The organism is Paenibacillus apiarius, assembly GCF_017052585.1.
Lineage (GTDB): Bacteria > Bacillota > Bacilli > Paenibacillales > Paenibacillaceae > Paenibacillus_B > Paenibacillus_B apiarius.
Genome location: NZ_JAFFHZ010000001.1, coordinates 3,700,001 through 3,721,268, shown reverse-complemented (window position 1 = coordinate 3,721,268; position 21,268 = coordinate 3,700,001). Strand labels below are relative to the sequence as shown.

Genomic DNA, 21,268 nt, shown 5'->3' with positions numbered 1-21,268 from the left:
GATTATCTCGGAGAGTGATGCTAAAAATAAGCGCCTGATTCTCCCCCTAGAAGAGAAACAGGCGCCTTACAGTCCTCAATTATTCAAGCTTATTGCCCAACCAAGGCGCGCACCGCGAGCGTCACCGTTCGTTCTTGACCATGAGCAGCCGTTTCTTCCTCGATAACGGTCCAGTTCGCCGCAAGTGTCGCTCGAAGCACATCCAGGTCGGCTTCGGACAGCTTCAACCCGCTGTATTGTCCCTCTCCCCGGGTGAAATCTGCGCCTTCCTCCACACCGAACCGTTCATGGAGCCAAATTTTCAATCCGTTCATCGTATTGAAAGTGATGCGGTAGCCTTCCAGAACGGCTTCCTCCAACGATTCGCCATGCTCTTTCGCATAGGACAAAAATTCATCATATGTGTACCATTCTTCATTAATCCGAAGAAGCTGGCTAATATCTTCAGTGCGGATGATGTGCAGCAACTGCTCGTCCGTCAAGCCTTTGCGGCGCGCCCGCTCCAACATGATTGCTGTATTTTGCGACAACAAAATTCCGTTTGCCATCTAGACACCTTCCATTTCCCTGTCCACAAGACAGTTATTGTTGAGTTGAGAGCCTCAGCCGTCGCTGATCACCATTAAATCACGAAGCAGACCTCTGTATCCGCCTTGCTCTAATCCCGGGTGCACCTCATCCTAATCATGCTCATTCCCCGGCATGCAGATGGCAGGCTGCATAGTGGCCCGGAGCAATCTCCCGCCACTCCGGCTCTTGTTCACGGCACCGCTCGGTAGCAAACGGACAGCGCGAAGCGAACTTGCACCCGTGAATCTCATCCAACGGACTTGGCAGATCCCCCTGCAGCATCGCGGATGAAGCTCCGCCTACCGCCTTCGGATCAGGCACGGGAATAGCCGATAGCAGAGCTTGCGTGTAAGGATGCGCGGGACGACGGTACAGCTCATCGCTTTCCGCAACCTCCACCAGCTTGCCGAGATACATGACGCCGATTCGATTCGAAATGTGCCGTACCATCGATAAATCATGGGCTATGAATAAATAGGTCAATCCATACTCCGCCTGCAAATCCTCAAGCATATTTACAACCTGCGCTTGGACAGACACATCCAATGCCGATATCGGCTCATCACACAATATAAATTCAGGTCTCACCGACAACGCGCGCGCAATGCTGATGCGTTGCCGCTGCCCGCCACTGAACTCGTGCGGATAACGCTCGGCATGCTCCGGCTTTAATCCGACTTTGTCCAACAGCTCCAACACGATCTGGCGGCGCTCCTGCGGGCTTCCGAACCCGTGAATTTCCATTGGCTCGCTAATGATTTGCGTAACGTTCATTCCGGGATTCAGCGATGAATACGGATCTTGGAATATCGTCTGCATCCGTTTGCGGAACGGCTTCAGCTCCGTTTCATGCATGCCGGCTACATTGCTTCCATCGAACCATATCTCACCGCCTGTCACATCATATAAGCGGACGATGGAACGCCCTGTCGTCGATTTGCCGCAGCCTGATTCGCCTACAAGACCGAATGTTTCGCCACGGTTGATTTGGAAGCTTACATTGTCCACCGCTTTTAACACTTCGCGGTTGCGGCCAAATAAACCTTTGGAAGCAGGAAAATATTTCTTCAAACCGCGGACGTCCAGCAGCACATCTTCCTTCTTGCTCATTCGGCATCCTCCTCCCGCTTCTGATTGCTGCCTTCTTGATGCTGTTCATCCAGCAGCCAACAAAGCGAACGGTGCCCCGGCTCCGTCGTCACGTAAGGCGGCATCTGGCGGCACTGCTCGGTCGCGTAGGCGCAGCGTTCCATGAATGGACAGCCTTCGGGCGGATGGAGCAAATTAGGCGGTGTGCCTTCTATCGTAGCCAATCTTTCACGCTGACCATCCGTGACTTTTGGAATGGAACGCAGCAGCCCTTGCGTGTATGGATGCTGCGGTCTTTCAAAGATATCTTCTACCGCTCCCTCTTCCATAATGAGTCCGCCGTACATGACGACTACACGGGTGCATACTTGCGCTACAACGCCCAAGTCATGCGTAATTAGCAAGATGGCAGTGCGGGTCGTATCCCGCAGCTGCTTCATCAATCCGAGAATTTGCGCCTGAATCGTAACGTCCAAAGCGGTAGTCGGCTCGTCCGCAATTAACAATTCCGGCTGGCAGGACAACGCCATGGCGATCATCGCGCGTTGACGCATGCCGCCGCTGAACTCATGCGGATATTGGTCGATGCGTGTCTCCGGAGAGGGGATCCCCACCTGCCGGAGCAGTTCGATAGCCCGGGCGCGGGCTTCCGTTTTGCCGAGCTTCTTGTGCCGCTGCAGCACCTCGATGATTTGCGCGCCGACCTTGATTACCGGATTGAGCGAGGTCATCGGGTCTTGAAAAATCATAGCGATACGGTTGCCGCGGATGCGGCGCAGTTCTTTATCGGACATGGCCAACATATTTTCGCCGCGAAACCATACCTCTCCGCTTTTTATTTGTCCTGGCGGGGGAATAAGACCGATGAGCGACTTAGCGGTAACACTTTTGCCGCTGCCCGACTCGCCAACGATGCCGATTACTTCCCCCTCGCGCACATCAAAGCTGACGCCCCGGACAGACTGCACTTCCCCACCCCGTGTCATGAACGAAGTTCTCAGTTGTTGAACGGATAGCAATTCAGTCATAAGTCTCACTCCGTTGTATATAATCATTCGCCAGTTCCCATCGTATCGTCGGGCTGTATCCTGTGCGATTCATGCGAGTTGAATGAAAGCGTCCGCGCAATCTTTTATCTTCGATTCGCTCTCGGTTCGAACGCTACACGGAATACATCGCCCAAGAAATTGAAGGACAGAACAGTCAACAAGATGAACATTCCAGGGAATAACGCCAAATATGGAGCCTCCCCGATATAACCTTGCGCGTTATTCAGCATGCTGCCCCATGATGAATTCGGCTGCTGCACGCCAAGGCCGAGAAAGCTGAGCGACGATTCCATCAAAATGGCCGATGCGATGTTAATCGTGGCCGCGACGATAATGGTCGGCATAATGTTCGGTACGATATGTTTCAAAATAATAGCAAGCCTGCTCTGTCCAGAGACACGAGCATAGAGCACATATTCCCTCTCCTTGACAGACAATGTCTCCGCACGCACAATTCTCGCTATATTCATCCAACTGAGCATGCCGATAATAATAATAATCGTGCTGATTCCCGGCTTTAAATACGCATTTAAAATCAACATTAAGAAGAACGACGGAATGGACATCAATACGTCGACCGTGCGCATCAGCACATTATCGACCCATCCTCCGAAATATCCGCTCACCGTCCCCACGGCCGTTCCGACCAAGACGGCGATCGCCATGGACAAGAAACCGACGGAGAGCGATACGCGTCCGCCATACAGCGCGCGGGCGAAATAATCACGCCCGTAATCATCCGTTCCGAACCAATGGGTTGCGCTCGGTGCCTGCAGCTTGTCCATAGGCATAATCTTGTTCGGATCATACGGCGACAGAAAGGCCAAGACGGACATGAGGACAAATACGGCGAGTATGATAAGCGCGGCGAGCGCCGCCTTCTGTTCTTTCAACTGTGTCAGTACGTTGCGCCATTTCATTTGGTTCATTTCTCCATCACCCCATCGTCTTTATTCGCGGATCAACCACGCCGTACAGTACGTCTGCCACCAAATTCCCGATGACAAGCATCACCGACGATATCATGGTAATCCCCATGATGACGGGATAATCGAGAGAGAAGACTGAATTAATGCCGAGCAGCCCCATTCCTGGCCATGAGAATACCGATTCCGTAATGAACGCCCCTGCTATCAGCTCAGGAAAGGACATCCCCAATATCGTAATAATCGGCAGCAGCACATTTTTCAGCACATGGCGACGCAGCACGGTGCCTTGAGTCGCCCCATAAGCATACTGGATCTGGACATAATCCTCCTCCAATTGACTGATCGTGTGCGATCGGATGTAGCGCATATAGACCGACACGTTCATGAAAGCGAGCACCGTACACGGCAAGATGCCGTGCTTGACAATATCCCACACCGAATCAACGCCGATCGTGCGCATCCCCATGCTCGGCAGCCAATTCAGCTTCAACGAGAACAAATAGATGAGCATAATGCCGAACCAGAAGCTGGGAATGGAAATGCCGATATAGGAAATCAACCCCAGCACGCGGTCAGCCGGACGATTTTGTCTCGATGCGGCATACATGCTGAGCGGAATGGAAATGATAAGCGACAACAAGAGGGCTGACCCCATTAACCCAATGGTAGCCGGCAGGCGCTCCACAATGAGCGTCAACACCGGCCGATGATTGGATACAGAGTAGCCCAAGTTGCCCATAAATACATTTTTGAGCCAAATCCAATATTGAATATAGATCGGCTGATCCAGCCCCAAGCTTTGGCGAACTCTCTCTACGGCTTCCGCGTCCATGTCCGGCGTGACGAACGAAAGCACCGGATCACCCGGTGCAAGCTTAATGAGCGCGAACGATACGATTGAGATGAACCACAGAAGCGGAATCGCCTGCAGGACTCGTCGCAAGATGTATTTCTGCAAAGGGGTTCCCTCCGAACAAGCGCCGGTGACATCACCGGCGCTTTTTTTCTAGTTGTATAGTTCAGTGCCTTGCAGGCCTATTAATTCAAATAAAGCTTGGACAAATCTTCGAACATGAAGACCGGCTTCGGACGGGCTTCGTCCAGTCCGCCGTAGCGTTTGTCCACTGCAATAATTGCCTTGTCGAACGCAATCGGATAGACGACCATTTCATCGGCAATGGTTTGCTGGATTTGCTTGTACTGCTCGGCCCGTTTGGCCGTATCCATTTCCACCGCCGCTTGATCCCACAGCTTGTCGAGGTCCGCATTTTTATAATGCGAGTAATTGTAAGCCGCATCGCTCAAGTACAGCGATTTATAAGCATCCGGCTCGACACCCATAATGTAGCCATTGAACGACAGGTCGAACTTCGTGTTATTCGGATCCAGTGACATATTGCTGTACGCCGTGGAATCCAGCGGCATCAATTCTACTTCGATGCTGACTTCTTTCAGCTTCTGCTGAATGACAAGAGCTTGAGCCTCTTGGATTTTGTTTGAATTCGCATATGCGAGGCGAAGCTTCAAGTTCTCGGCGCCCGCCGCCTTGAGCAGTTCCTTCGCTTGGTCTGCATTGTAATTGTATTGTTCATGGTCTGCCGATTGATATTGCGTATCCGGCGTGAAGATGGATGTTCCCGGCTCAGCAAACTCAGATGAACCATATGCGGTCGCAATCAATTCGTTCTTGTCGAGCGCGTATCCAATCGCTTGACGGACTTCTTTCTTTTTCAGCGCCTCGGTATTGAAGTTGAATACCATGTAGTTCAGACGGCCTTCCGGATAAATAACCATATTGAATTTGCCGGTGCCATTCAGCTTGTTGTAATCCGCTGGGTCAATTTTGCGCATATTCAATTCGCCATTTTGCAGCGCCAGGTTGGCTGCATTCGGATCTTTCGCAATCCGGTATGTGACGGAATCCAAACGGGCTTTACCGCCAAAATAATTGTCGAAGCGCTCAAGCGTCACATATTCACCAGGACGGTATTCTTTGAATTTGAATGGTCCCGAACCGATTGGATTGCTGTTCTTGCCGCTTTTCTCCAAGTCGGTTTCCCCTTTGAATACATGCTCCGGAATCGGCTTCAACGTCGCCAGCATCGCTTCAAAGGATGCAGATGGCTGCGGAAGCACGAAATCTACGGTGCGATCGTCCACCTTCTTCGCGGTCAATGGCTTGCCGTTGAATACGAAGGATCCGCGCTGAGAGCTGTTCTGCTTCTCATCCAAAATGCTGTTCATTGTATACACGATATCGTCAGCCGTCAGCGACTGGCCATCATGCCATGTCAGCCCTTCGCGCAGCTTCAGCGTATACGTCAGAAAATCTTCCGAAGACGTCAGGCTTTCTGCGAGCACGAATTTCTTTTCGCCTCCGTCTTCAATTGTATATAATGGAGCGAACAACGATTGGTTAATCGTTAACGTCACCCGGTCGTTCGAATATAACGGATTCAATACGCGGGGATCCTCATGCACAGCGATGATAATATTGCCGCCGTCCTTCGGCTGGCCTGTCCCTTCCGCCGCTGTCGACGATGTTGAATTAGGATCCTGTGCTGGAGTCGAGCTGTTACCGCATGCGCTCATGAACAGAACGAGAAGAGATAACAGACCTGTAATCCAGATGTTCTTGCGTTTCATGTCGATTCCCCCTGAATGATGTAAACTAGAGTATGATATTAGTATAACGATCTTTCATCAGATAGCAATCTTTTTCCCGAGTTTCTTTATAGGAATTAAACATTTTAGTGAGGAACAGTACGAATAAAACGCTTATGCAGCAGCAAAAAGGCTGCGCTCTTTCCTAGAGCACAGCCTGTCCACCAATATTAACCACTACTAAAAACCCGGGCAGACTCAGCTCGAATTCTGGTTATTTCGTCCACACCACTTGGCTTTCTTCTTGTCCGTTAACCGGCCACCAATGGAATCCGTCTTGTGCCAACATCTCGTCCGCTTGCGCCGGTCCCCAAGACCCAGCTGGATACAAGAACAAATCGTCATTGCCTTCCTTCCATGCGTTAGCAATGCGATCAACGAATGTCCACGCCGAAGCGACTTCGTCCCAACGCGTGAAATAGGTGGAATCCCCGCGTGCCGCATCAAAGATCAAACGCTCATACGCCTCTGGCGTATTAATGCCGATCATGCAGCTTTGGCAAAAGTCCATGGCAAGCGGTTGAACGCCGCCTTCAGCGCCAGGCTTTTTCCCGTTAATCTTAATATAGATGCCTTCCATCGGATTGACGCGAATGACGAGCAGGTTCGGCTCAAGCGTGTGCTTCTGTCCAAGATATACATTGGTCGGCATGTTTTTAAATTCCACTACGACTTCGGTCGTCTTCACCGGAAGCCGCTTGCCGGTACGAATGTAGAACGGTACTCCGGCCCAGCGGAAGTTATCGACATATACGCGTGCGGCAAAATACGTCTCCGTGACGGATGCCGGATTAACCTTGTCCTCTTCGCGGTATCCCGGAAGCTCCTTGTTGTTCAACGTCCCGGCGGAGTATTGTCCGCGCACGACATTGCGCCGCACTTCTTCCCCTGTATGGTATTGACGAAGAGAGCGCAGCACCTTCACCTTCTCGTCGCGGATATCTTCCGGATGAAGACGGCTAGGCGGTTCCATGGCAATCATCGTCAGCATTTGCAGCATATGATTCTGCGCCATGTCTCTCAGTGCGCCCGCATGATCATAATAGCCGCCGCGTTCTTCTACACCCACCGTTTCGGATAAGGAGATTTGAATGTTCGCAATATGCTTGTTGTTCCACAATGGTTCAAAGAAAGCATTCGCGAAGCGAATCATTTCAATGTTCTGAACCATCTCTTTGCCGAGATAGTGGTCGATGCGATAAATTTCTTCCTCTTTGAACACTTGGCGAATTTCTTCATTCAGCTTCTGCGCTGATCGAAGATCATAGCCAAATGGCTTCTCGATGACAAGACGATGCCAGCCAGCGCTGTCAAGCATCCCGCCTTCGCGCAAGTTATGGGATACGCTGCCGAACAGCTCAGGTGCGAGAGCCAAATAGAACAGGCGATTGCCCGGAATATTATATTCCCGTTCAATATGTTCCGTCTGGACCAGCAGTTCGCGGAAGCCTTCCACATTATTGATGTCGAGCGGTTTGTACTCAAAATGCTTGGCAAAGCCGCTCCATTCTTCCTCGTTCTGAATCGGGTAACGACAAAATTCGTCAATTGATGCTCGCACATCTTCACGGAATTGATCGTTTGTGCGTTCGCGGCGCGCCAGTCCAATGACAGCGAAGCGTTCGCCTAGCTTGCCTTCGCGGTATAGACTGTATATAGCCGGGAACAGTTTGCGGCGTGCCAGGTCGCCGGTTGCACCGAATATGTAAAAGACGGCGCCCTCAGCCAATTGGGATTCTTGATTCTGCATCACAGTCATCTCTCTCCATCATCCTTACACTCGTTTATCGATCTAAATATATCACATTTCGAATGTGATGCCATTTTAGCATACTTAAAGCACAGATGCTATGCCTTCCCGTCAAGTAGAAAAGTCATTGAGGGGATAAAACTCTAATCATGCGCGTTCAAAAAGGCATATTTTCCCGAACCGAGAAGGTTGCAATAACTCGAACTTCTAATATTCCCCGGCAATAAGCGGCGTGCCGAATGAAATTCGGGTCTCCCCTTTCTCCCGGTTATCATGGACGGCAAGCTGCAAGTTCGCATGGCCCTGCTTCATTTGTACGCCTTGTCCCATATAGTCGGTCTCATAGGATACGCTTATGGTTCGCTCATCCTCGTACCGGTCAAGCGGTTCCGCTTGTCCCCATTCCCGCAGCGCATTCTCTGCCTTGTCGAAGCTTTGCTGAAGAGAGGCAGCAGTGACCGTTCGTACCGTTGCGTTCCAATCCGGCTTGAAATTGTTGCCCGCCAGCGCATAAATCAGCCGTTCCCCCTCCTGCGCAGTTGCCAACATCCCGCCTTTGGCGGAGCCTTGAATTTTTACAGTATAGTATATCCTTCCATCCGCTTCTTGGAACAACAGCATATCCCCAATATACGAAGACGTCGCATAGCTCCCGCGATACACTTCCCTGCCCCGCTCCTGAACCGGTGCCAAAGCTTCTCTCATGCCCACTGCTATCCGCCAGCGGTTTACTTCGTCATCCGTGTCTTCCTCCGCAATAAAGCTGCCATGAACCGCGACGACTGTGTTGAATTGCCGCTCGCCACTTAGCTCGGCCAGTACCCACAGCATTTTCACCCGCTTCATCATGTCAACGGGCTCCTTCTCTTGGGAAGAGGCAAGACGCCACTCCGCGCCGTTCCACACCGCCAACAAAGCGCCGCAGAGCGCAAGCACCACTAATCCGATAGCTGCCGAACCCGTACGGCGGACTGCTTTCGACATTCGATCACCTTGCCTTTGCAGAAATTGTGAATCGAAATTTTATCGCCATAAGAAATGTTGATTCCGCTTTATCGCTCCACGGAACGTAAGTATTCCTTAATGGTAAAATAGGCACTTTTCTTCTGGGTGAATGACCATACGCTTGTATCCTCTATGGAATAGACTGTTGTCATAAACGTCTCGGAAGGAAGAAGGAGGCATAGTAACATGGTTCCGGTTCCACTGGATGAACGAACCATCCAACATTATTGCGGTCGGACGGTTTATGTCGAGACGCAAGACGGACGACGGTATATCGGCCGGCTGAGCTCATGCCAAGGGGGAAAGCTCGTGCTGAACGCCGATGCGCCTTCTGTCTCCAAGCAGCACTCGCTCACTCCTGCAAAAAAAAGAAAAAAGGCAAAAAAACAAAATGAACCAAGCACTGCAGCGTCCGCGAAAAAAGCCCGGAAGGCACGCACCAACGCCATTTTTCCCTATGGCCCGTATTATCCTTATCCGTACGCCCCTTACAACTACGGTCCCCGCGTTGATTTGGATTTAGGTCTGGTAACTTTATTGCTTCTGCTTTTCATCTGAAAAATCCTGCTTACCTATTCCGCCCTTCTGTTCGTGAACAAAGAACCCGACCGCTTTCTCCTGAAAGTGTCGGGTTCTTTGTTATTCAGCCAAACCATTCTTATAGGCGTAAATAGCCGCCTGCGTGCGGTCCTCTACTCCTAGCTTCGCTAATATGTTCGTGACATGGAACTTCACGGTCTTAATACCGATAAAAAGATCGTTGGCAATATCCTGATTCGATTTTCCTTGTGCGAGCAAGCGCAGAACGTCCATTTCTCGTTCTGTCAGCTGCTCATGCGCAGCCAATGATTGTTTCGGTTGCCGGAACCTGTTCATCATCTTGGATGCCACTTGGGATTCCAGAACGGATTGTCCTCTTGCCGCGGCCCGAATCGCTTCTGCGATTTCGGTTGCGCGCGATGTCTTCAGCAAATAGCTGAACGCGCCCGCCTCAATAACTGGATACATCTTCTCATCATCCAAATAACTGGTGAGCACGATGACTTTGCATTCCGGGTATAACTGCAGCAGCTTGCGCGTCGTCTCGATGCCGTCCATGCCGTCCATAACCAGGTCCATCAGCACGACATCCGGCTTATACTCCTGCGCAAGGCGAATGCCATCCTCGCCGTTGCTTGCCTCACCTACAACTTCGATGCCGTCTTCGGTGCTTAACACGGCTGCCAGGCCGATTCGAACCATTTCATGATCATCGACCAGCAATACTTTAACGGTTGTCTCCATCATGGATGCTTCCATCTCCATCGCTACCTTCTTCCTCTCTCAAGCCACTTTCCTCTTTCACGACAGGTACGCGTATCTCGATGCGGGTCCCTTTTTCCGGAGCAGTAATGAACTGAATGGAACCTCCCACTTCATGAATACGCTCTTGCATCGTTCGAAGTCCGTAGCTCGCTTGCTTTTTATCATCCCAGTCAAAGCCCACGCCGTTGTCCCGAATGAACAGACGAACGAAATCATCCCGATTCTGCAGCTTAATCTCCATGCGGGTTGCCTTCGAGTGCCGCAGTGTATTCGACAGCGCTTCTTGCACAATGCGGAACAGATGATTTTCTACGCCTTTGACAAGCTCGATATGCTCATCCATTTCACATAGAATTTCAATCGGTATCTTGCTTTGCAACTCCCGTATCAATTCCGCAATCCCTTGGGCCAACCCTTTGCCTTCCAAATGAACCGGCCGCAAATGCAGCAGCAGTGCGCGCATCTCGGATTGAGCCACGGAAGCCATCTCTTCAATGAGCTCCACCTGCCGTTCGGCGCGGTCGAAGTCTTTATCCAATGTGCGTCTGACGGCCGTTGCCGTCATCGAAATGGCGAACAGCTGCTGACTTACCGCATCATGCAGCTCCCGCGCCAAGCGTTGCCGCTCTTCAATAATAGCCGAAATCCGGGCTTGCTCGGCCAACTGGGCGTTGTTCGTCGACAGCCTTTGCAAGGATGTGACCTGCTCTTCCCAACGCTTGCTGACCCTCCCCAATTGATCGGCCAATTGACCGATTTCATCTTCGCCCAAGTCGGGCATCGGCCGGGACAAGTTCCCCTTCTCCAAGAGCAGCATCGATTCGCGCAGCAGCTCAATGCGGCGCTTCATGCGGTATCCTTGAAAGAAACCGTAGCTGGTCGCAATGATGGCAACCACGATTAAGGCCGACAACGTCGCCTTCACGCCGTCAAGCCAGGTTTCAAACGGCTTTACGTAGCCGTAGGACTGCATTAAATATACGATGATAAAAAATAAAATACATGAAAGGAGAAGCGTTTCGCCCACTAAACGCACAACCATGTTCGCATTTTTCTTCGGTTCCATCGCCGGCTATTGCATCTCCTTTCCACATTCCATTCGCTAAAATTCGTGTTCAAAAGGGGCTTTTTGAACAACCTCTATACGTGCAATTTGATATCTATATCTCCTACGATATAAGAGATGTATAGTTTCACTCGTTGTTCGGCCCAATCATAATTGGGGGAACGCCAAGTCCACTTGTTGAACAATCCCGTCTCTTTATCCCGCCCGATATCGATCTGTCCGAATAAAACGGTAGCTTCGATCTCTACGCCTACATCGTCCGGAATGGTAATATCCATATCGCCCATCACGCCCTGGAACAGCAGCTTCGTTTCTGGCTCCTCCAATATGGCAAGCGATAAGTCGATATCGCACTCTCCGATTACGTGCCACATGCTCTGGCTATGCAAAATATAGGGCTCCCGATCCCATTTCAAGCTTGCGGTCAAATTTTGGCGTTTCTCGACCCGCTCTTGCTTTTCATCCTGTCGGGTCCGCGAATAAAAAATGCCTAACGATATAAGGATAATTCCCATAAAGAGCATCAAATGCTCCAACAACAGCAGCGCTCCCCCGACACCGAGCAAAATATAACCGACACGCAATTCCGCAGCACGAACTTTACGGACGCCTAAATATAGCATTACGAGGGCGACAAACGTACCGAAACTAAGCCACTTGCCTATCAGAATAAGCAATCCAACAACAATGAGCACATATGCAAGTAAACGGTTGTTTGTCTTCATGTCGCACCTCCTGTCGCAAAGAATCGTGTGAAGCCAATAACGGCGATGCAAATGCATCGCCGCAGAGCTCCTTTGTTAGCATATCATAACCTGAGGCCTACCCCAAGGGGTTATTCGTTTTGGCCTAATTTTTGTTTCAACGCAGCCAACTGCTCGTCGACTTTGATTTGCTTCTCGACATCAACCGGTTGTTGGTACGAAGCCGGTGTAGAATAGCCTCCGTAAGGGGCACGCATCACTTCTGCTTCCGCCTCCAACTGCATAATCTTCTCTTCCATGCGGTGGAAGCCGCGGGAAGCATTGCCCGCTTCAATGGAATGGACGCTTGTGATGGAAGCCATTTGCTTGCGGGCCTTCGCCATTTGTGCGCGGGCAGCCAATTCATTGCGCTTGTTGCGCAGCTTGTAGAATTCATCCTTCATGGAATGCAATTGCTGCATCAATTCGTCTGCTTGCGATTTGGCTTGTGTATGCAAGTCACTGTATTCCGCTACTTTTTGATCATAGTACAGCTTCTCTTCCAGGCATTTGCGGGCCAATTCTTCTTGTCCTGAAGTCAGCGCGCGCTCGGCTTGCGCTTCACGGTCGGCAGACATCCGAATCGCTTCATCGAAGCGGTGCTTAATGCGGCGCTCGTTTGCCATTTGCTTCGCTACCGTCACTTCCGCTTCATGAATTTCCTGCTCCATGTCGCGCAGATACTGATTTAACATTACTACCGGGTCTTCTACTTTATCCAATACCTCGTGAACCGACGCCTTTGTCATATCTTTAATTCGTTTGAATACTCCCATTTTACTTATCCCCTTTCTCATACTTTGCGACTTTATTGCGCAATTCTTGTAATTCTTTCATCATTGCTTTTCTTTCGATATCTTCCATCATGGAATCAATGGAGGAATTATCCTTTTGCTTCATGCTTCCATAGCTGGAAGAGTTGTAAGAGCCGTAATTGTCGTACGCTCCGCCTTGACGGGTGTTGTTGTAACATCCTTGGTCATTCGCCGTATAGCCGCCATTATAGCTATTGTAGCCGTTTGGGTTATTGTACGGGCCCGAGCCGTATCCTTGCGGACCATACGGAGAATAAGGTTCTTTTGGCACTACAAGCGCCACGATGAAATAGACGAACAGTAACGTGAAGCCGGAAAAGAAACACCCAATCACAAATAGGATACGCAGCAGAGTTACATCAAAGCCGAGCCATTCGCCCAGGCCGCCGATGAGGCCGCACAGCTTCCGGTCACGAACCGAACGATATAATTTTCTGTTCATGACTCATGTCACTCCTTTGTCGAATCTAATTTCTGTCTTAAACGTTCCATCTCGCGCTGCAGCGCCGATTCTTGCCCCAGGCTGCCCGCCTGTCCGCCCATCCGGCGAACTTGTTGGATACTCTCTGTTTCCCACTCCATATCGGTGACGCGGTCTTCCAGGCGCCGGAACATGCCGTCGACTTGCCCGCCGCCATATTGTCCGAAGCGTTGATTCATCTGCTGCTGCAGTCGAATATTTTGCATACGGGCGAAATAATATTGGCGCTTGTCATACACCGTTTGATATTCACTCTTGAGCAGGTTCAACTGTTCTTCCAGATCAAGAATGGCTTGCTTGCTCTTATCATATAAATCAGCGTACTGTATTGCTTTTTCTTCATGCATCAGCTTCTCTTGCAAAGCGATCTTTGCGGCGAATTCCTCGCCCGCCTTCAATGCCAGCATCGCTTGCTGTTCTCTGCGGTCACGCATTTCCTGCGCTTGATTCATTTGATGTCTCATTTGATTCGCGTGCATCACATATTGCTGATAAAGGCGGTCTGCTTCCGCAATATCGTGCCGTGTGCGCATTAGAAACTGGTCAATCAAGCGCACAGGGTCTTCCACTTTATCCAATCGCTCGTTGAGCGTAGCGAGTGTGATGTCGCGAACCCTTTTAAAAATGTTGCTCATACCGCTCTTTCCCTCCTTGACTCGTCATTTTGCTGCATCGTTTTTGTTTTGTTTAGTAAGGATGTCTATTGCGCTTACTGGACAACATCGATATCCCGAATCCAACCATTGCTACGGCAACGATAATACCGATGAGCCAAGATAACTTACCGATTAAGCTAATCGAGCCGATAATGATGAAAATCCATCCGAAGGTCGAATTTCCCGCCTTCACACCATAGTAACCCAGTCCAATCAGGAGAATCGGAAGCAAATAGCCGAACCAGCTACCCAAGTGAATCCCGAACTTGCTGAGAAGGATGAAGCCACCCAGTGCGATAAGTATAAAAGCGAAGGTATTTCCTTTGTTCATTTGCATTCGGTTCGTCACCACCTTTCGTTGTGCCTTGCTTATGTCTTTATTTTAGGTGGAATCGCATTTATTCAAAACAGGCTGGGGGCGGTTTTTGAACCTAGACTGAAGTCGGGGGCCGGGATCGACCCCAGTTTGAGCCGATGCTAGACAGATTAGATGCAGGAGTGAAACTACCGCGCAGTATCGCACGTATATATTTCCATAAGGATCCAAACACCTGATCCTCACCACACGAACCTGCTGCTAAGGAGAGATGCTATGGAAGCTTTATATTGGAGCTTGCTCGTATTCGGCGCTTTATATGCCGTCATTACCTTCATCTTCGGAGAAGTGCTAAGCCACGCCTTTGACGCCTTAGTAGGCGACGGACACCTCTCCTTCCTGCAACCTACCGCATTAGTAAGCGGCTTGACTGCGCTTGGTGCTACCGGGATACTGCTTACCCGCTACACGGCCTTCCAGTCGGCCAGCATCCTGCTTATCGCCATCGCTTGCGCCCTTCTCGTCTCCGTTATGATGTATTTCTTCTATATAAAACCGATGGAGCAAGGAGAGAATTCTATCGGCTTCTCTATCCAGGATCTGACCGGGAAGGTAGGCGAAGTAATCGTGCCGATTCCGGCAACAGGCTTCGGCGAAGTGACCGTGCGCATCGGAGCGGGCTTGACGAATCAGATTGCGGCTTCTTTCGATAAGGAGAACATTCCTTCTGGAATGACCATTGTCGTAGTCGAAGTGAAGGAAGATACGCTATATGTTGCTCCTCTCACCGAAGATTTGCTCCGTCCAAGCCGCTAACATTGGTGTTTCCACAAATTTATATATAAAAGGGAGCTGTATGCCATGGATTTAAATGATGTAATTGTGATTCCAGCCATCGTCATCGGAGTCATCGTTCTGCTCGGACTCGCCTTCTGGGCCCGTTACAAGACGGTCCGGCCAGACGAAGCGATGATTGTCACCGGTTCTTATCTTGGCACGAAAAATGTAAACGCAGATGAATCTGGACGCAAGATGAAGATTGTCCGCGGCGGCGGCGCATTCATATTGCCTATTTTCCAGCAGTCGCGTAATCTGTCCTTGCTCTCGCACAAACTGGACGTCATGACGCCAGAGGTATATACCGAGCAAGGGGTTCCCGTCATGACGGACGCGGTCGCCATCATCAAGATTGGCGGTACCGTGGAAGACATCGCGACGGCAGCCGAACAATTCTTGGGCAAGCCGACGGAAGCGTTAAAAAGTGAGGCGCAGGAAGTGCTGGAAGGCCATCTGCGCGCTATCCTTGGCTCGATGACCGTCGAGGAAGTGTACCGCAACCGTGATCGTTTCGCTCAGGAGGTGCAGTCGGTTGCTGCGCGAGACTTGAAGAAGATGGGCCTGCAAATCGTATCGTTCACCATTAAAGACGTGCGTGACAAGCACGGATACTTGGATGCGCTCGGGAAGCCGCGTATTGCTGCTGTTAAGCGCGACGCCGATATTGCTGAAGCGGAAGCCGTTCGTGATTCCCGCATTCAGAAGGCGAAGGCGGAAGAAGAAGGAATGAAGGCAGAGCTCATTCGCGACACCAACGTCGCCGAAGCGTCGAAGGAGAAGGAATTGAAGATCGCGGCGTTCAAGAAAGACCAGGATCTGGCGCGCGCCGAAGCCGACCAGGCCTACTTCATTCAAGAAGCGCGCTCGAAGCAAAGCGTTGTGGAAGAGCAAATGCGCGTTGAGCTCGTTCGGAAGGAACGGGAAATTGACCTCGAGGCTAAAGAGATTTTGCGGCGCGAGAAGCAGTACGATGCGGAAGTAAAGAAAAAAGCGGACGCTGATCGCTATTCGGTCGTTCAAGCGGCGGAAGCGGAGAAGTCGCGCAAAGTGCTTGAAGCGGATGCGATGCAATACCGCATCGAGGCTGAGGCGAAGGCGCAAGCGGAGCAGAAGCGCCTCGCAGGGCTTGCCGAAGCGGATGCGGAGCGTGCGCGCGGTACCGCGGAAGCAGAAGTCATTCGGCTGCGCGGTCTTGCGGAAGCGGATGCGAAGCAGAAGCTTGCCGAAGCGTTCGAGAAGTTCGGCGAAGCAGCGGTGCTCGACATTGTCGTGAAGATGCTGCCTGAGCTGGCTGGTAAAGTGGCTGAGCCGATTAAATCCATCGACAAGCTGACAGTCGTCGATACGGGTAATGGCGAAGGAGCGGCACGTGTGAGCAATTATGTCACACAGCTGATGGCAACCGCGCCGCAAATGCTGAAAGATGTATCGGGTCTCGATATCGAACGCATGATTAAGCGGCTGACAGAAGGCGCCGGCATTGATAATCAAGCTCCAGCCTCTGCTGTATCTAACGTTGCAGCGACGGCCGAGAAGCTGCCTGCAATTAAAGCAACGGATGCGCCGGAAGCCTAACGTTAGCATGCCCTAATTGATTTCTATCTATTTATGACCTGTTTATGACGAAAGCCTTGCGGGCAGCACCTGATCTCAGCTGCGCCCGCAAGGCTTTCTTTATTATGGCTTCATTGCGATAACCAATAGGCCGCACACCATGTCCCCCTCGTCAATTCAGGCGACAGCTCTTCTCGCGATCGGCATCAGGCCGCTGTCATCAATCACGTACGGATGGATGGTGTAAGGCCGTGTTCAATTATTTACAAAACACAGCGTGCGCTTCAGCATTGCAACTATAAAGGGGGATTGTTATATAAACAAAAAAAGCCCCATATTTATGGTAGCTTATCTGTAATAGTGGTGCCGGTGAGAGGACTCGAACCTCCACGGTTTCCCTCACGATTTTGAGTCGCGCGCGTCTGCCAATTCCGCCACACCGGCATATGAAGCTAATTATCTTAAATGGCGTGCCCTAAGAGATTCGAACTCCTGACCTTTTGATTCGTAGTCAAACGCTCTATCCAGCTGAGCTAAGGGCACATATTGCAAGTTGGAGGCGCCACCCAGATTCGAACTGGGGAATAAAGCTTTTGCAGAGCTTTGCCTTACCACTTGGCTATGGCGCCATCTGGAGCGGACAACGGGATTCGAACCCGCGACCCTCGCCTTGGCAAGGCGATACTCTACCACTGAGCTATGTCCGCAAATGGCTGGGGATATAGGATTCGAACCTATGCATGACGGAGTCAAAGTCCGTTGCCTTACCGCTTGGCTAATCCCCATTGTGGTAATATGGGGCGATCGAGGGGAATCGAACCCCCGAATGTCGGAGCCACAATCCGATGCGTTAACCACTTCGCCACGACCGCCATATTCACAATTTTCTCTTGGCAGGGGCAGCAGGAATTGAACCCACACTAACGGTTTTGGAGACCGCTGTTCTACCTTTAAACTATGCCCCTATATAAGTGGTGGAGGATGATGGATTCGAACCACCGAACCCGTCCGGGAACAGATTTACAGTCTGCTGCGTTTGGCCACTTCGCTAATCCTCCACAGTATCAGTGCCGGCGAAAGGAGTCGAACCCTCGACCTACTGATTACAAGTCAGCCGCTCTACCAACTGAGCTACACCGGCTCAAGCCTTGTATGGTGGCTCGGGACGGAATCGAACCGCCGACACGAGGATTTTCAGTCCTCTGCTCTACCGACTGAGCTACCGAGCCAAAATGGCGGAGCTGACGGGATTCGAACCCGCGTTCTCCTGCGTGACAGGCAGGCATGTTAGGCCTCTACACCACAGCTCCATATTTGGTTGCGGGGGCAGGATTTGAACCTACGACCTTCGGGTTATGAGCCCGACGAGCTACCAGACTGCTCCACCCCGCGATAATGGTGGACGCTGACGGGATCGAACCGCCGACCCTCTGCTTGTAAGGCAGATGCTCTCCCAGCTGAGCTAAGCGTCCATTTTTTTGCGATGACTATTATAGTCTATCATCATCACTCACTCTTTTCAACCCTCAATTTCTTCCAGTTGAATGATGTAAGTGGTGACCCGTAGGGGATTCGAACCCCTGTTACCTCCGTGAAAGGGAGGTGTCTTAACCCCTTGACCAACGGGCCACAGCTGGCGGAGAGAGAGGGATTCGAACCCTCGAGACGCTTTTGGCGCCTACACGATTTCCAATCGTGCTCCTTCGACCAAACTCGGACATCTCTCCATGGCTCCCCGAACAGGACTCGAACCTGTGACAACTCGGTTAACAGCCGAGTGCTCTACCAACTGAGCTATCAGGGAATATGAATCTGTAACAAGGCATTGCGCCTTGAAAACTGAACGCGAAAGTTTCATTTGCTCTAGAATCAATTGTGTTAGTAGGATAAGCCCTCGACCGATTAGTATTCGTCAGCTCCACACATTGCTGTGCTTCCACCCCGAACCTATCTACCTCGTCGTCTTCAAGGGGTCTTACTAAATTGGGAAATCTCATCTTGAGGGGGGCTTCACGCTTAGATGCTTTCAGCGCTTATCCCTTCCGTACGTAGCTACCCAGCCATGCCTCTGGCGAGACAACTGGTACACCAGCGGTACGTCCATCCCGGTCCTCTCGTACTAAGGACAGCTCCTCTCAAATTTCCTGCGCCCGCGACAGATAGGGACCGAACTGTCTCACGACGTTCTGAACCCAGCTCGCGTACCGCTTTAATGGGCGAACAGCCCAACCCTTGGGACCTACTTCAGCCCCAGGATGCGATGAGCCGACATCGAGGTGCCAAACCTCCCCGTCGATGTGGACTCTTGGGGGAGATAAGCCTGTTATCCCCAGGGTAGCTTTTATCCGTTGAGCGATGGCCCTTCCATGCGGTACCACCGGATCACTAAGCCCGACTTTCGTCCCTGCTCGACTTGTAGGTCTCGCAGTCAAGCTCCCTTCTGCCTTTGCACTCTTCGAATGATTTCCAACCATTCTGAGGGAACCTTGGGGCGCCTCCGTTACTCTTTAGGAGGCGACCGCCCCAGTCAAACTGCCCACCTGACACTGTCCCCGAACCGGATCACGGTCCTAGGTTAGAACTCCGATACGATCAGGGTGGTATCCCAACGATGCCTCCACCGATGCTGGCGCACCGGCTTCGCAGGCTCCCACCTATCCTGTACAGACCGTACCAAAGTCCAATATCAAGCTGCAGTAAAGCTCCATGGGGTCTTTCCGTCTTGTCGCGGGTAACCTGCATCTTCACAGGTATTAAAATTTCACCGGATCTCTCGTTGAGACAGCGCCCAAGTCGTTACGCCATTCGTGCGGGTCAGAATTTACCTGACAAGGAATTTCGCTACCTTAGGACCGTTATAGTTACGGCCGCCGTTTACTGGGGCTTCGGTTCATAGCTTCGCCTTGCGGCTAACCACTCCCCTTAACCTTCCAGCACCGGGCAGGCGTCAGCCCGTATACTTCGCCTTGCGGCTTCGCACAGACCTGTGTTTTTGCTAAACAGTCGCTTGGGCCTTTTCACTGCGGCCCCCTCGGGCTATTCACCCTACCGAGGCACCCCTTCTCCCGAAGTTACGGGGTCATTTTGCCGAGTTCCTTAACGAGAGTTCTTCCGCGCGCCTTAGAATTCTCTTCTCGCCTACCTGTGTCGGTTTGCGGTACGGGCACCTTCACCTGGCTAGAGGCTTTTCTTGGCAGCATGAAATCAAGACCTTCGGTACTATAAATTTCCCTCCCCATCACAGCCCAGCCTTATGGTCAGCGGATTTGCCTACTGACCGGCCTCACTGCTTGGACGAGCATCCATCAGCTCGCGTCCCTATCCTTCTGCGTCCCCCCATTGCTCATAACGGCTTACGGTGGTACAGGAATTTCAACCTGTTGTCCTTCGACTACGCCTTTCGGCCTCGCCTTAGGTCCCGACTTACCCTGGGCGGACGAGCCTTCCCCAGGAACCCTTAGGCTTTCGGCGGACATGATTCTCACATGTCTTTTCGTTACTCATACCGGCATTCTCACTTGTGTATAGTCCAGCAGTCCTTCCGGTCTACCTTCAACCCGATACACAACGCTCCCCTACCCATGCATCATAGATGCAAGCCATAGCTTCGGCGATACGTTTAGCCCCGTTACATTTTCGGCGCAGAGTCACTCGACCAGTGAGCTATTACGCACTCTTTAAATGATGGCTGCTTCTAAGCCAACATCCTGGTTGTCTGGGCAACTCCACATCCTTTCCCACTTAACGTATACTTAGGGGCCTTAGCTGATGGTCTGGGCTGTTTCCCTCTTGACAATGGACCTTAGCACCCACTGTCTGACTCCCGGATATAAGTCGATGGCATTCGGAGTTTGACTGAACTTGGTAACCCTTGGCGGGCCCCGCATCCAATCAGTGCTCTACCTCCACGACTCTTGACTCCGAGGCTAGCCCTAAAGCTATTTCGGGGAGAACCAGCTATCTCCGAGTTCGATTGGAATTTCTCCGCTACCCCCACCTCATCCCCGCACTTTTCAACGTACGTGGGTTCGGGCCTCCAGTGCGTGTTACCGCACCTTCACCCTGGACAGGGGTAGATCACACGGTTTCGGGTCTACGACTACGTACTCATTCGCCCTATTCAGACTCGCTTTCGCTGCGGCTGCGGCTTTTCACCTTAACCTTGCACGTAAACGTAACTCGCCGGTTCATTCTACAAAAGGCACGCCATCACCCAGTTAACGGGCTCTGACTTCTTGTAAGCACACGGTTTCAGGTTCTATTTCACTCCCCTTCCGGGGTGCTTTTCACCTTTCCCTCACGGTACTGCTTCACTATCGGTCACCAGGGAGTATTTAGCCTTAGCAGATGGTCCTGCCAGATTCCCACGGGGTTTCACGTGTCCCGCGGTACTCGGGATCCGTCTCGGAGGGCATTCACTTTCGAATACAGGGCTGTTA

The 21,268-nt window shown here is 51.4% G+C and carries 18 protein-coding genes, 16 tRNA genes and 1 rRNA gene (1 of these 35 only partly in view); 3 read left to right on the top strand and 32 right to left on the bottom strand.

Going from position 1 to position 21,268, the window contains the following annotated elements:
• Positions 1-89: 89 nt before the first annotated feature.
• From JSQ80_RS16660 to JSQ80_RS16625, 8 genes are all read right to left on the bottom strand, one after another.
• The gene (locus JSQ80_RS16660) at positions 90-548 is read right to left on the bottom strand and encodes a hypothetical protein (RefSeq protein ID WP_206096061.1); all 459 of its coding nucleotides are present in this window, start codon (positions 546-548) and stop codon (positions 90-92) included.
• Between the two features lie 142 nt (positions 549-690).
• Positions 691-1,680: an ABC transporter ATP-binding protein gene (locus tag JSQ80_RS16655; RefSeq protein ID WP_206096060.1), complete on the bottom strand. Its 990-nt coding sequence runs from the start codon at positions 1,678-1,680 to the stop codon at positions 691-693.
• Positions 1,677-2,687, bottom strand: a complete 1,011-nt coding sequence (locus tag JSQ80_RS16650) for an ABC transporter ATP-binding protein (RefSeq protein WP_206096059.1) — start codon at positions 2,685-2,687, stop codon at positions 1,677-1,679. Before JSQ80_RS16650 ends, JSQ80_RS16655 begins: the two co-directional genes overlap by 4 nt.
• 104 nt (positions 2,688-2,791) lie before the next feature.
• Positions 2,792-3,637, bottom strand: coding sequence for an ABC transporter permease (locus tag JSQ80_RS16645; protein ID WP_206096058.1), 846 nt, complete (start codon positions 3,635-3,637; stop codon positions 2,792-2,794).
• Between the two features lie 7 nt (positions 3,638-3,644).
• Positions 3,645-4,595, bottom strand: a complete 951-nt coding sequence (locus JSQ80_RS16640; protein WP_087435869.1) for an ABC transporter permease — start codon at positions 4,593-4,595, stop codon at positions 3,645-3,647.
• A gap of 80 nt (positions 4,596-4,675) precedes the next feature.
• Positions 4,676-6,283, bottom strand: a complete 1,608-nt coding sequence (locus tag JSQ80_RS16635) for an ABC transporter substrate-binding protein (RefSeq protein ID WP_087435868.1) — start codon at positions 6,281-6,283, stop codon at positions 4,676-4,678.
• Between the two features lie 232 nt (positions 6,284-6,515).
• Positions 6,516-8,060 carry a glucose-6-phosphate dehydrogenase gene (zwf, locus tag JSQ80_RS16630; protein ID WP_206096057.1) on the bottom strand — a complete coding sequence of 515 codons (1,545 nt, stop codon included), beginning with the start codon at positions 8,058-8,060 and terminating at the stop codon, positions 6,516-6,518.
• A 198-nt stretch (positions 8,061-8,258) separates the two neighbouring features.
• Positions 8,259-9,035, bottom strand: coding sequence for a YwmB family TATA-box binding protein (locus JSQ80_RS16625; protein WP_206096056.1), 777 nt, complete (start codon positions 9,033-9,035; stop codon positions 8,259-8,261).
• Between the two features lie 330 nt (positions 9,036-9,365).
• Between JSQ80_RS16625 and JSQ80_RS16620 the strand changes: the two genes are divergently transcribed.
• Entirely contained in the window at positions 9,366-9,614 is a 249-nt protein-coding gene (locus JSQ80_RS16620; protein ID WP_140397948.1) for a hypothetical protein, read from the top strand.
• 81 nt (positions 9,615-9,695) lie between these two features.
• Here the strand turns inward: JSQ80_RS16620 and JSQ80_RS16615 are convergent, their stop codons facing one another.
• From JSQ80_RS16615 to JSQ80_RS16585, 7 genes are all read right to left on the bottom strand, one after another.
• Positions 9,696-10,343, bottom strand: coding sequence for a response regulator transcription factor (locus JSQ80_RS16615; RefSeq protein ID WP_206097636.1), 648 nt, complete (start codon positions 10,341-10,343; stop codon positions 9,696-9,698).
• The gene (locus JSQ80_RS16610) at positions 10,324-11,427 is read right to left on the bottom strand and encodes a HAMP domain-containing sensor histidine kinase (RefSeq protein WP_087435864.1); all 1,104 of its coding nucleotides are present in this window, start codon (positions 11,425-11,427) and stop codon (positions 10,324-10,326) included. Before JSQ80_RS16610 ends, JSQ80_RS16615 begins: the two co-directional genes overlap by 20 nt.
• A 74-nt stretch (positions 11,428-11,501) precedes the next feature.
• Entirely contained in the window at positions 11,502-12,152 is a 651-nt protein-coding gene (gene liaF, locus JSQ80_RS16605; RefSeq protein WP_087435863.1) for a cell wall-active antibiotics response protein LiaF, read from the bottom strand.
• Between the two features lie 110 nt (positions 12,153-12,262).
• A complete protein-coding gene (locus JSQ80_RS16600; protein ID WP_206096055.1) occupies positions 12,263-12,946 on the bottom strand; it encodes a PspA/IM30 family protein in 684 nt (227 codons plus the stop codon).
• A gap of 1 nt (position 12,947) precedes the next feature.
• On the bottom strand, positions 12,948-13,427 hold the full coding sequence (locus JSQ80_RS16595) for a PspC domain-containing protein (protein ID WP_087435861.1): 480 nt from the start codon (positions 13,425-13,427) through the stop codon (positions 12,948-12,950).
• Between the two features lie 8 nt (positions 13,428-13,435).
• Positions 13,436-14,101: a PspA/IM30 family protein gene (locus tag JSQ80_RS16590; protein WP_087435860.1), complete on the bottom strand. Its 666-nt coding sequence runs from the start codon at positions 14,099-14,101 to the stop codon at positions 13,436-13,438.
• A gap of 52 nt (positions 14,102-14,153) precedes the next feature.
• Positions 14,154-14,459 (bottom strand): LiaF transmembrane domain-containing protein, encoded by a 306-nt coding sequence (locus tag JSQ80_RS16585; protein ID WP_087435859.1) that lies wholly within the window; start codon positions 14,457-14,459, stop codon positions 14,154-14,156.
• Positions 14,460-14,714: 255 nt separating this feature from the next.
• Here JSQ80_RS16585 and JSQ80_RS16580 point away from each other — a divergent pair, with 255 nt between their 5' ends.
• Together JSQ80_RS16580 and JSQ80_RS16575 are read left to right on the top strand one after the other, a co-directional pair.
• Positions 14,715-15,254: an NfeD family membrane protein gene (locus tag JSQ80_RS16580; RefSeq protein WP_206096054.1), complete on the top strand. Its 540-nt coding sequence runs from the start codon at positions 14,715-14,717 to the stop codon at positions 15,252-15,254.
• Between the two features lie 45 nt (positions 15,255-15,299).
• Positions 15,300-16,850 (top strand): flotillin family protein, encoded by a 1,551-nt coding sequence (locus JSQ80_RS16575; protein ID WP_206096053.1) that lies wholly within the window; start codon positions 15,300-15,302, stop codon positions 16,848-16,850.
• A 340-nt stretch (positions 16,851-17,190) separates the two neighbouring features.
• On the opposite strand, the gene JSQ80_RS16570 is transcribed toward JSQ80_RS16575, so the two are convergent.
• The 17 genes from JSQ80_RS16570 to JSQ80_RS16490 all read right to left on the bottom strand — a co-directional run.
• Positions 17,191-17,273, bottom strand: a tRNA-Leu gene (locus JSQ80_RS16570).
• A gap of 22 nt (positions 17,274-17,295) precedes the next feature.
• Positions 17,296-17,372 (bottom strand) — tRNA-Arg (locus tag JSQ80_RS16565).
• A gap of 11 nt (positions 17,373-17,383) precedes the next feature.
• Positions 17,384-17,458, bottom strand: a tRNA-Cys gene (locus JSQ80_RS16560).
• Positions 17,459-17,461: 3 nt separating this feature from the next.
• Positions 17,462-17,536, bottom strand: a tRNA-Gly gene (locus JSQ80_RS16555).
• Positions 17,537-17,539: 3 nt separating this feature from the next.
• Positions 17,540-17,614: transfer RNA gene (locus JSQ80_RS16550), tRNA-Gln, on the bottom strand.
• An 11-nt stretch (positions 17,615-17,625) separates the two neighbouring features.
• Positions 17,626-17,701, bottom strand: a tRNA-His gene (locus JSQ80_RS16545).
• Between the two features lie 19 nt (positions 17,702-17,720).
• A tRNA-Trp gene (locus JSQ80_RS16540) sits at positions 17,721-17,794 on the bottom strand.
• Between the two features lie 7 nt (positions 17,795-17,801).
• A tRNA-Tyr gene (locus tag JSQ80_RS16535) sits at positions 17,802-17,887 on the bottom strand.
• 10 nt (positions 17,888-17,897) lie between these two features.
• Positions 17,898-17,970: transfer RNA gene (locus JSQ80_RS16530), tRNA-Thr, on the bottom strand.
• A gap of 12 nt (positions 17,971-17,982) precedes the next feature.
• Positions 17,983-18,058: transfer RNA gene (locus JSQ80_RS16525), tRNA-Phe, on the bottom strand.
• A gap of 4 nt (positions 18,059-18,062) precedes the next feature.
• Positions 18,063-18,139: transfer RNA gene (locus tag JSQ80_RS16520), tRNA-Asp, on the bottom strand.
• Positions 18,140-18,144: 5 nt separating this feature from the next.
• A tRNA-Met gene (locus JSQ80_RS16515) sits at positions 18,145-18,221 on the bottom strand.
• A gap of 4 nt (positions 18,222-18,225) precedes the next feature.
• Positions 18,226-18,301: transfer RNA gene (locus JSQ80_RS16510), tRNA-Val, on the bottom strand.
• 82 nt (positions 18,302-18,383) lie between these two features.
• Positions 18,384-18,458 (bottom strand) — tRNA-Glu (locus JSQ80_RS16505).
• A gap of 5 nt (positions 18,459-18,463) precedes the next feature.
• Positions 18,464-18,556 (bottom strand) — tRNA-Ser (locus tag JSQ80_RS16500).
• A gap of 1 nt (position 18,557) precedes the next feature.
• A tRNA-Asn gene (locus tag JSQ80_RS16495) sits at positions 18,558-18,633 on the bottom strand.
• A 78-nt stretch (positions 18,634-18,711) separates the two neighbouring features.
• A 23S ribosomal RNA gene (locus JSQ80_RS16490) occupies positions 18,712-21,268 on the bottom strand; it runs 371 nt beyond the window's last position.